This window comes from Arthrobacter sp. H5, assembly GCF_000520595.1.
Taxonomy (GTDB): domain Bacteria; phylum Actinomycetota; class Actinomycetes; order Actinomycetales; family Micrococcaceae; genus Arthrobacter_D.
Genome location: NZ_KI914989.1, coordinates 22,361 through 32,076 on the forward strand (window position 1 = coordinate 22,361; position 9,716 = coordinate 32,076).

A 9,716-nucleotide genomic window follows, 5' to 3' on the forward strand; every position below is an offset into this window, starting at 1 on the left:
CCACGCCAATTCGCCGGCCAGCGTGCCGGCGCGGCTGGCGGCCCTGGGTGCGTTGGCGGCCATGGACCCCATCGCTTTATACCTGCAAGCCGCCGCGGCGCTGGACGTGGTAATTCATGTGACGCGCGGGAATGGCCGCCGCCTAGTCTCGGAGATTGGCATCGTGGAGTTGGGTGGCGACGGCCGATTGACGGTTATCCCGGCGCTGCAGCGCCGGGACGGCGCTAGTGTCCAACGCGCGGCATGGTCCACCCTGCAGGAACGGCTGAACCCGGGGACCGGAAGGTGATCGGGATCCTGCTGGCGGGCTGCCTGTTTATCGTTTGCCTGCTTCTGACCGGTCGGCGACGCCACCGGACCCGCTCCGTCCTCCCAGCGACCGGACGTCCGGTCAGTATGGAGCCGCGGCAGAAACGCAGCGGGGTCATCCGCCGCCTGATGCCTGGCCACATAACGGCGCCGGTGGATCCACATGACCTTCCACTGTTCGTTCACCAATTGGCCGGCCTGTTGAGGGCGGGCCGAACGCCGGCCCAACTCTGGCGGGACGTCCTTGATGTTCACCGCGGGAGCACCGTGGGGTTCTCCCGCGCCGTGCAACCGGTGCTTCAGTCAGCTCAGCAGGCGGCGGCCATGGGCATGAGCGTCCCCGAGGTTCTTCGCCAGGGAGCCGGACGGCTTCCCGACCGCCACGTCCTCGCCCGCTTCTGGCCGGACCTGGCGGCCTGCGTCGAGGTTGCCGAACGCAGCGGTGCTCCACTGGCCGACGTGCTTGACCGGTACGCGGTCCAGCTGGAGGCTGAACTGGACGCCGATGCGGCCCGCGCTACGGCACTCGCTGGCCCCAAAGCCACCGTCAAGCTGCTCTCCTGGCTGCCCGTCTTCGGTATAGGCCTTGGCTTCCTCATCGGTGTCCAGCCATTCGCGGTTTTGCTCGGGTCACCGCTCGGAACGGCAGCGTTAATCAGCGGACTCGCGCTGATGGTGGCGGGAAGATTCTGGTCCCACCGATTGGTGTCTGCGGCCGCCAGGACCATCGAGCCATGATCGGAGTGGCGGTCTCCGTTCTGCTGCTGGGCTGCTTCACAGTCCTGTTTTCCCAGCCCCCGGCGCGATGGACCGGTCTGCGGGGAACGGTACCGGCAGATATGGCGTCGGGTGCACCACCAAAGGCTGAGGATGCCGGTGGAGTGGCTGATGCCGCACTGATGATGGACCTGATGGCAGCAATGCTGTCGGCGGGATCGTCAGTGGATCATGCTTTGGAGGTTCTTGCCCGTTCCTGCTCGCCGCCCGTCGCCCGGTCCCTCCTGACCGTCAAGGCCGCAATTGACCTGGGCGCACCGTGGGACGTTGCCTGGGAAGCGGCGCAGCTTTCCGGACCGGGGAACAGTCCCGTGGCAGAACTGGGGAGGGCATTGAAATTCGCTGGAACAACCGGCGCGCCATCGGCGGCCATCGTGCATGCCTATGCGGCGCAGTTCAGGCGGCGGCGTAACCGCCTGGCAGAACAGAGGGCTGCGGCGCTCGGCGTCAAACTGGTGGTGCCACTCGGACTCTGTGCACTGCCCGCTTTTGTCTGCCTTGGAGTGGTGCCCGTTCTGCTGGGACTGATACCCACTCTTCAATGATTAAAGGGACACTGCTGCTCCACACGTTCCGGATGCTGCTGCACTTATCCACTTACAACGGATTCCCTTACCCGCCACACCGTATCCGCGGAAAAGTCGAGGCATCCGCACCAGCGGTATCAAGCACGGAGCCCAGCCGTTCCGTCAAATGAATGAGGAGAAATCATGTCAGTGTCCGTTTCACATTCCAGGGTTCCTGCCCGGCAGTTGCGTCGCAGGCGGCGCGAAACCGAGTCGTCCTCACGCTCAGCCCTATCGCGGGAGCCGGTTTCGTCCGGCCAAACGATGGCGACCGTGACTGAACTGCGTCCGGGTGCAGGAAAGGCGGGCACCAAGCGGCGGTTGACAGACCTGTTCGGCTCGGACGCCGGGCTAGCCACCGCGGAGTACGCCATAGCCACACTCGCCGCCGTGGGATTTGCAGCCCTGTTGGTGGCGATCCTCTCCAGCGGCGAGATCCGCGGGCTTCTCATGTCGCTCGTGAGCTCTGCCCTGAGCTTCGGCTAGGCATCAGTGATGCGGCGCCGGGTCCACAACGGCGAGAGGGGTGCGGTCACTGCTGAGATGGCCGTAGCCCTCCCCGCAGTGGTTGCACTGTTGGCGATCCTCCTCGCGGCGGTCACGGTTGGAGTTTCGCAGCTTCGCATCGAAGAGGCGGCACGTGCCGGCGCACGGGAGATCATGCGCGGGGAATCGACGGGAGGTGTGCAGGCTGCGGTACTTCGCATAGCGGGTGAGGATGCTCAGTTGGAAGTGCTCGGGGATGGTGCGTGGTCAACGGTGCAGGTCACCACTGCAGTCCGGACACCTGTTCTCAGTCTGTTGAATCTGGAACTCTCTGCCACCGCGGCAGCCAGATCGGAGCTGACGGGGTCGGCCGTGAACCAGTCTGTGGAGGAAGGTCCAGGTCCGCCATGAGTCCGGCACACCGTGCACAGGGTGAGAGAGGGGCGGGAACCATCTTGATGGCCGGACTGGGAATGGCGATGCTGCTGCTCATCGCCGCGACCCTCCTCCTGATACAGGCATCGGTCGCGGCGTCACGGGCCTCAACCGCCGCGGACCTGTCTGCGCTCGCCGCGGCGGACGCAGCGCGGGGATTGAAAGACGGGGATCCCTGTGAGGTCGCCGCAGCCACGGCCGTACGCCATCAGGTTCAGTTGGTGGACTGCATCCGGACAGGCCCACAGGGATACATCGTGGAGGTACACACCTCGCTGGAGTCCGTGCCGGTCCTGCCGGCCGCAACCGGAAGGGCGCGGGCGGGCCCGCCGTCCGGGTAGCTCGTCGCCCGCCGTCTGGGCAGCCTGTCGAACGCCGGCGGAGGTCCAGATCCCCGGACGCTAAGAGGCTTCTGGCGCAGGCTCACCGTCCGGTGCCTGCGCCAGAAGTATGCCGAGCAGTAATATCGCGCCCCGCTTGCTCAACGGATTGTTGCGGTTTCCGCATTTGGGTGACTGGACGCAGGAGGGACAGCCGTCCTCGCACCCGCACGCCTCGATCGCCTCCAACGTGGCACCAAGCCAGATCCGCGCCGCTTCGAAGCCTCTTTCAGCGAAGCCCGCTCCGCCGGGGTGACCGTCGTAGACAAAAATAGTGGGAAGACCGGTGTCGGCGTGCAGTGCGGTGGATACGCCCCCGATGTCCCAGCGGTCGCTGGAGGCGACCAGCGGCAGCAGACCAATCGCTGCGTGCTCCGCAGCATGGAGGGCCCCGGGAAGGTCTGCGGCGGTGAGGCCGCTTCGCTCGATGAGCTGTGGATCGCACTCAAACCAGACGCTCTTGGTGAAGAGGTCCCGTGCGCCTAGCTCCAGCGGCTCCTCACCAAGGATTTCGTTGGAGATGAAAGCCTTCCGTTGGAAGGAAACCACCTGAGTGGTCACCTTCACCTCTCCAAAACACACCCTGATCGGACCCCACCCGCGCTCGATGAGTGTGTCGATAACCTCGATCTGCGTCACATCCCGTGCCTGCGTGTAGTAGTCCGGGTTGGACCGCGTCACCATGGCGCAGTGGTCCTGTTCATTGAGCTCATCCACCACGTAGCTTTGGCCCTGATGGACATAGATGGCGCCGGCATGGGCTTGATAGTGGCTCTGCGGCGAGTCCATGGTGCCCAGCATGGTGCCCGTACCGGATTCCACGATGGTGATCGGGCCGCCGCCGTCCGCGCGAAGGTTCACCATTCCCGCCGCGCTCTGCGGGTGCGTCCAGAACCATCCGGCCGGGCGCGACCGCAGGAGGCCCTGATCCACCAGCTGATCCAGCAGCGGCCGGGCGGAGTGGCCGAAAAGCCCTACGTCGTCGGCCGTGAGAGGGAGTTCCGCCGCCGCAGCGCACAGGTGGGGACCCAGCACGTAGGGGTTGGCGGGGTCAAAGACTGTTGCCTCCACGCCAAGGTCAAACACCGCCTCTGGATGATGCACCAGATAGGTATCCAGCGGATCGTCGCTTGCGACAAACGCCGCCAGAGCATTCTGGCCGGACCTGCCCGCCCGGCCGATCTGCTGCAGCAGTGATGCACGCGTCCCAGGCCACCCGGCCACCAGTACGGCGTCCAGACCGGAGATGTCGATGCCGAGTTCCAGCGCGGATGTGCTCGCCACCCCCAGCAGTTGTCCGCTGCGCAGCGCCGATTCCAGTTCCCGGCGCTCCTCGGGCAGGTACCCGGATCTGTAGGCCGCAACCCGTGAGGGCAGGCTTGGGTGCACTTCATCCAGCAGCCGCTTGGTGTTCGCGGCAATGCTCTCCGCGCCCCGGCGGGACTTGATGAACGCAATGGTCCGTACCTGGGCGGAAACAAGGTTGGTCAGCAGGTCGGACGTTTCGGCGATCACGGAGCGGCGCTGCCGTGCGCCGTTCTCCCCTCGGGAGTCGGTCAGCTGCGGTTCCCAGAAGGCCACAGTTGTGGACCCGTGCGGTGAGGTGTCCTCGGTGAAGGGAAAAACCTCCGAGCCGATTAGTTTGCCGAACGAAGCAGCAGGGTCAGCCGATGTGGCGGACGCTCCAATGAATACCGGCGACGCACCGTAGAACGCGCAGACGCGCCGCAACCGTCGCAGCAGGTTGGCAACGTGCGAGCCGAACACGCCGCGGTAACTGTGCGCCTCGTCCACAATTACATGGGTCAGCCGCCGAAAGTACCGCGCCCACCAGGCATGGTTGGGAAGGATGCCGTAGTGAAGCATGTCCGGGTTGGCCAGCACTAGATTGGAGTGGTCGCGGATCCAGCGCCGGGCGCCCTTGTCCGTGTCGCCGTCGTACGTTTCCGCGCGCACCGACGGCAGGCCAAGTGACTTAATCGCTGCGAGCTGGTCTGCAGCCAGGGCCTTGGTCGGGGCGAGATACAGAGCCACCGACCCCGAAGGTTCCAGGGAGACCCGTTCGGCTAGGGACGAGCGGTGAATCTCGTCGATCACAGGCAGCTGGTAACACAGTGATTTCCCGGAGGCGGTTCCGGTGGCCACGATTGTGTGAACTCCGTTGTGTACGGAGTTGGCGGCTTCCACCTGATGACGCCAGGGTTGGTCGATTCCCAGTGCCCCGTAAGCTCCCACAACGTCGGGGTGAACCCAATCAGGCCAGGGACTGTGGATGGCCGCGCGCGGAGGGAGCTCGCGCACGCTGACCAACTGCTCCGGCTCGGTTCCGCCGCCCAGCAGGGGAATCAGGGAGTCGGTGAATGCCACGAAGCAATTCTGTCACCTTCGAAAAAACCGGCCGAATACGCGGGTACCCTGCGACAGTGTGATCGTGTGCGGGAGCAGCGTCACCGCCGGATCACAAACACGTTGGCCAGGTGCGTCCAGCCCAGGTACTGGTACAGGTGCCGCCCGTCCGAGGACGCCATCAGCAGCCCCATTTCGACGTCGTCTTCGAGCACGGCTGCCGTCAGGGCCCGCATGACAAAGCTGCCAAGCCCGCGCCTCCGGTAGTTCTCCGAGGTGACAATCCGGTCATAGACCGCATAGTCACCCTGCACGGCCACGGACCCCCGTGCAGCCTTGTCCCCGTTGGCAGTCACAAAAACCCTGCGGCAGGAGGTGTCGCGAACGTGCTCGAGTTTGAAGTCCTCATCCGGTGGGCGGGGATCCTCGACGTCCTGGCCAGCCATGTCCACCCACATGAGCGCCTGCTGCCGGTCGGTCACGCGCATCCTCAGCTTCTCTGAGATGTCAATGAGCTCCTGCATGCGGTTGGTGACTACCGTGAGCACGCGGTAGGAGTCCTTACGGGTGTCTTCCACGAGGTTCCGAAATTCCTCATCCGTTGGCTCGTAGACAATATGCTCCAAATGATTCTGCTGATCCGTCAGCACAACGGAGACAGTGCGGCCATGATCCTGCGGCTCATATCCCCTGCAGGAGGCCCAACCGGCAATCCACGTCTTCACGAGTTCTTCGTTGAGGTTAGCTCCCATGAGATGACCATAGATTGCCCGGGACGCATTGAACAGAGCGTCGGCGGGAGGTTGCCGTTTTGATGCACAAAGTACGATTAAAAGCGTGTCAATGAACCGAATCGTGCTCTACTACGCCTTCACTCCGCTAAATGATCCGGAGGCAATCCGCCTCTGGCAGCGTGCCCTGTGCGAGAAACTGGGGCTCCGCGGACGCATTCTGATTTCGAAGGATGGAATCAACGGGACCGTGGGCGGTGAGCTCAATGCCATCAAACAGTATGTGAAAGCCACCCGTGAATACCCGGCCTTCAAGAAGATGGACATCAAATGGTCCGACGGCGGTGCCGGGGACTTCCCACGCCTCAGCATCAAGGTCCGGGATGAAATTGTCTCTTTCGGCGCACCCGGTGAATTAAAGGTCGATGAGGACGGTGTGATTGGCGGCGGAGTCCACCTCAGGCCGGAAGAGCTTCACGAACTCGTGGCCCAAAAAGGAGACGAGGTGGTGTTCTTCGACGGCCGCAACGCGCTGGAGGCGCAGATCGGCCGCTTCAGAAACGCGGTGGTCCCGGACGTCGGCACCACCCATGATTTCGTCACCGAGCTCGACTCAGGCAAGTACAACCACCTCAAAGACAAGCCTGTGGTCACCTACTGCACCGGCGGCATCCGCTGCGAAGTGCTCTCCAGCCTCATGGTCAGCCGCGGGTTCCAGGAGGTCTACCAACTGCAGGGCGGCATTGCGCGTTACGGAGAGACCTATGGCGACTCGGGCCTGTGGGAGGGCTCCCTATACGTCTTCGACAAGCGCATGCATGTGGAGTTCAGCAAGGACGCGAAGACCATCGGCAAGTGCGTTCGCTGCCAGGCTCCCACCAACAAATTCGAGAACTGCTCCAACCAGTTCTGCCGTAATCTCACGTTGTACTGCGCCGGGTGCGCCGCGGACCCGGCGACCCTGCGCTGTCCCCAGGGCTGCGAGATCGACGAGGCCGAAGCCACCGCCGTCGGAGCAGCTTAACCCCTGGTCAGCTCCATCACCGTGCCCTGGTGCAGGGCAACATACAACCGGTCACGCAGGGCGTTGGCTTCCGCATCGGTGAGAGTTCTCTCCAGCGGCTGCAGGGTCACCCGGACAAGCGCGTTGGCCTGGTCGGCGCGCATACCCAAACGTACGACGACGGCGTCTGGCAGTTCCGCCGCCGGCGTGAGGGCGCGGACCGTGAGGGACTCCAGGATATCGGCGTCCTCTCCCAGGGCGGAGCGTGCGGCGTCGCCGAGGGTCTCGTCGTCGACGTCGGGCGCGCACACAATGGACAAATCTCTTCGCACCGGCGGCATCACCGATACCGTCCGCCACGGATCAAGGTCCTGCAACTGTGATGTGACGCGTGGGTCCGTCGAGCGCAGTAGCCGGATGTCTGGTATGCCTTTGCGCAGCATCAGCGCCCGGTCCAGACCCATACCCAGCGCCAGTCCGCACCACCTTCTCGGATCCAGCCCGGACGCCTGCAGGATGTTGGCGCGGATCAATCCGCATTCCGCGAGCTCAAGCCACTCACCATTCACGCGGACGTCAATCTGAAGCCCATGGGAGGTGTAGGAATGGCGGGCCGGTACGGTGCGGCACTGGGCGCTGGGAAGCACCGCATCGACGACGGCGGCGGCCAGGTCATGTAGATCGCCGTCGGTCAGGAGACCGCGGGCTTTCACGCGCCACAGATCCACCTGATGCGGGGTACCCACGTGGGTGCGGTCCACGGCGTCCCGCCGATAGACCAGTCCGGGCAGGACATGCAGGGTGTCGTACGGATCGAGCTCATTGGCCAGTCCGTCCAGCAGCGCGGGTATCCCGGCGGAGGTGTGGCTGCGCAGCATGACGGTGGGGCTCACATGGCGGGAGTACCGCGTGTCCCGCGTGACGTCGTCGGGCTGGTAACCCAGCCGGTCATAGTTGTCGGAGGTGGCGACGAGGGGGCTGTGCCGGTGTACTTCCGCCGGGATTCTCCAGTGCCGGGTGAGGTGGTGAACGACGTTGTCCAGCACAAGTTGCATGGCGTGCGGTCCCTGGGCGGGATCGCTCAGGTCACGGGTGGTCAGAGCGGCAGCTAATTCAGCGATGCTGAGTTCGGTGCTGGAGAGATACATGGCTGGTCCTTTGCTGGGTTCGGGGGAGGGAGTGAACCCGGCCCCAAACACCGCGTGGACCTGCAGCGGATTAGCCCCGCAGCGCAAAGACCCCGCGGCCGGAAAGCGGCCGGGGGGTGGTAAATCGCTGGCTGGAATGCATGCGGTCCATGATACGCCTATGGGATGGCCGGAGCTGCGGACTCAAGCCTGACGGCCCAGTATTGTCCGGGCTGCACGCTGGAGACGCGTACGGACGCCCCTCCGCCGTTCAGCTGAACGATGATCTTGCGGGGTTGCCGGTCACAGATCACATACTGCCGGTTCAGGGTTGTGCCGGATGAGGTGACGGTAAAGGTTGCATCGCCGGTGCCGACACACACGATGCTCACAAAATAGGTGCCGGGCACCATCGCGCTGATCGTGGCTCCCGCTTGCTCCGCCGGACCGGCTGCACCGGTTGTCTGGCCCGCCGCCAGAATCCCGCCACCGACGCCCAGCACATCCTCCGCCCAGATGCCTTCAGCCGATTCATTCGCCGCCGGCGCGCACGCAGCGAGCACCAGGATGAGCGCAGCTCCCGTCGCAGTGGCTGAAGATCGGCGAAACCACATGAACCAAGTCAACCACGCGGCGCCAGCCATTCGTCAGGCGCCGCCCGCAACAGGCAGAAGATACTGCCTGCACACATGAACCCGATGGTACGCGGCCCGCATATGTTCCTCATGTTCACTACCTGCGTGCATGAACGCGGTCACGGGTTTGGACAAAGGCTTTGGTACAGCAAAACCGTCGAGGGAATCCCCACTGGCCAGATAGACGTGGAGGTACCGAAAATTCTCCCTGAACCCGAACTTTTGATACCAGGCATTGGCCCCCGCATCCCCGCGGGTCCACGCATCGAGGCTGGTTACGGTGGATGGCAGCAGTTGCATCGCATGGTTCAGCAGTGCGGTGCCCACGCCCCTGCGTGATGTACCGGGCAGGACCGCGATGGTGTCGATAGTCGCAGCTTGGCCATCAATTTCAATGTCAATAATCCCCACCACCGACTGCGCATCGATGGGAGCAATGGAGCTGGTTGAAAGGCAGATTACTGACGGATCAGGATCGGGACCATACCGCAGGTTCGTTGCCTCAGTGCAGGTGACACAGCTCGTAATCCGCGCAGGTCTTGCAACAAGGCAACGAACCTGCGGTCCGCCGCCGGGTCAATACACTTACCCACGTGACTGATTTTTCCGAAGACGTGCCCGATGCCCCGCACAGCAACAATCCCGCACTGTTGCGGAGCCTGGCCACAGATCTCGCACGCCTTAACTACACGGTCGACGGCGTTGCGGACCTGATCGGCGCGGAAGCCCACGCCGCGCTTGCGCGCGATCAACCGGTTCCGGCAAAACTGGTGGTCCGCGCTGCCGGAAAGGAGAAGACCAACCCGCTCGCCGGCGTCGTACTCCTCCTCCTGCTCGGCGGGACGGTGGATACGGCCCAACTTGACGAAGCATTCACGGAAACCCGGGCGGATGGCCTGGAGCAACTCGGACTGATCGAGC

General features: G+C 64.0%; 11 protein-coding genes and 2 pseudogenes. 8 read left to right on the top strand and 5 right to left on the bottom strand.

What is annotated here, in order from left to right:
- The 6 genes and pseudogenes from Y708_RS29740 to Y708_RS0107765 form a co-directional block, all read left to right on the top strand.
- Nucleotides 1-289 (top strand): annotated as a pseudogene (locus Y708_RS29740) (secretion system protein E); the annotation flags it as partial.
- A gap of 173 nt (nt 290-462) precedes the next feature.
- Entirely contained in the window at nt 463-1,047 is a 585-nt protein-coding gene (locus Y708_RS23700) for a type II secretion system F family protein (protein WP_253905736.1), read from the top strand.
- Nucleotides 1,044-1,631: a type II secretion system F family protein gene (locus Y708_RS0107750; RefSeq protein WP_028279482.1), complete on the top strand. Its 588-nt coding sequence runs from the start codon at nt 1,044-1,046 to the stop codon at nt 1,629-1,631. Before Y708_RS23700 ends, Y708_RS0107750 begins: the two co-directional genes overlap by 4 nt.
- Before the next feature lie 294 nt (nt 1,632-1,925).
- Nucleotides 1,926-2,138: a DUF4244 domain-containing protein gene (locus Y708_RS0107755; RefSeq protein WP_253905737.1), complete on the top strand. Its 213-nt coding sequence runs from the start codon at nt 1,926-1,928 to the stop codon at nt 2,136-2,138.
- A gap of 57 nt (nt 2,139-2,195) precedes the next feature.
- Nucleotides 2,196-2,549, top strand: coding sequence for a TadE family type IV pilus minor pilin (locus tag Y708_RS23705; protein ID WP_253905739.1), 354 nt, complete (start codon nt 2,196-2,198; stop codon nt 2,547-2,549).
- Nucleotides 2,546-2,914 (top strand): Rv3654c family TadE-like protein, encoded by a 369-nt coding sequence (locus Y708_RS0107765; protein WP_035775688.1) that lies wholly within the window; start codon nt 2,546-2,548, stop codon nt 2,912-2,914. Before Y708_RS23705 ends, Y708_RS0107765 begins: the two co-directional genes overlap by 4 nt.
- 60 nt (nt 2,915-2,974) lie before the next feature.
- Here the strand turns inward: Y708_RS0107765 and Y708_RS0107770 are convergent, their stop codons facing one another.
- Nucleotides 2,975-5,320, bottom strand: coding sequence for a DEAD/DEAH box helicase (locus tag Y708_RS0107770; RefSeq protein WP_028279484.1), 2,346 nt, complete (start codon nt 5,318-5,320; stop codon nt 2,975-2,977).
- An 80-nt stretch (nt 5,321-5,400) separates the two neighbouring features.
- Nucleotides 5,401-6,051: a GNAT family N-acetyltransferase gene (locus Y708_RS0107775; RefSeq protein WP_028279485.1), complete on the bottom strand. Its 651-nt coding sequence runs from the start codon at nt 6,049-6,051 to the stop codon at nt 5,401-5,403.
- Between the two features lie 85 nt (nt 6,052-6,136).
- On the opposite strand from Y708_RS0107775, the gene Y708_RS23710 reads away from it, so the two are divergent.
- Nucleotides 6,137-7,054, top strand: a complete 918-nt coding sequence (locus Y708_RS23710) for an oxygen-dependent tRNA uridine(34) hydroxylase TrhO (protein ID WP_051478813.1) — start codon at nt 6,137-6,139, stop codon at nt 7,052-7,054.
- Here Y708_RS23710 and Y708_RS0107785 read toward each other — a convergent pair.
- From Y708_RS0107785 to Y708_RS0107795, 3 genes are all read right to left on the bottom strand, one after another.
- Complete coding sequence (locus tag Y708_RS0107785; protein ID WP_035775689.1) at nt 7,051-8,181, bottom strand: PheS-related mystery ligase SrmL; 1,131 nt, start codon at nt 8,179-8,181, stop codon at nt 7,051-7,053. The two genes, Y708_RS23710 and Y708_RS0107785, sit on opposite strands and share 4 nt — an antisense overlap.
- Before the next feature lie 158 nt (nt 8,182-8,339).
- Complete coding sequence (locus Y708_RS0107790) at nt 8,340-8,774, bottom strand: hypothetical protein (protein WP_155853779.1); 435 nt, start codon at nt 8,772-8,774, stop codon at nt 8,340-8,342.
- A gap of 33 nt (nt 8,775-8,807) precedes the next feature.
- Complete coding sequence (locus Y708_RS0107795) at nt 8,808-9,323, bottom strand: GNAT family N-acetyltransferase (RefSeq protein ID WP_081746585.1); 516 nt, start codon at nt 9,321-9,323, stop codon at nt 8,808-8,810.
- Nucleotides 9,324-9,388: 65 nt separating this feature from the next.
- Here Y708_RS0107795 and Y708_RS29745 point away from each other — a divergent pair.
- Nucleotides 9,389-9,716 (top strand): annotated as a pseudogene (locus tag Y708_RS29745) (SAM-dependent methyltransferase); the annotation flags it as partial.

What these genes read in the sequence shown, in the direction of transcription:
- Y708_RS0107785 (WP_035775689.1), bottom strand. Translation starts at nt 8,181, where the DNA reads ATGTATCTCTCCAGCACCGAACTCAGCATCGCTGAATTAGCTGCCGCT.
- Y708_RS0107750 (WP_028279482.1), top strand. Translation starts at nt 1,044, where the DNA reads ATGATCGGAGTGGCGGTCTCCGTTCTGCTGCTGGGCTGCTTCACAGTC.
- Y708_RS0107790 (WP_155853779.1), bottom strand. Translation starts at nt 8,774, where the DNA reads ATGTGGTTTCGCCGATCTTCAGCCACTGCGACGGGAGCTGCGCTCATC.
- Y708_RS23705 (WP_253905739.1), top strand. Translation starts at nt 2,196, where the DNA reads ATGGCCGTAGCCCTCCCCGCAGTGGTTGCACTGTTGGCGATCCTCCTC.
- Y708_RS0107765 (WP_035775688.1), top strand. Translation starts at nt 2,546, where the DNA reads ATGAGTCCGGCACACCGTGCACAGGGTGAGAGAGGGGCGGGAACCATC.
- Y708_RS0107775 (WP_028279485.1), bottom strand. Translation starts at nt 6,051, where the DNA reads ATGGGAGCTAACCTCAACGAAGAACTCGTGAAGACGTGGATTGCCGGT.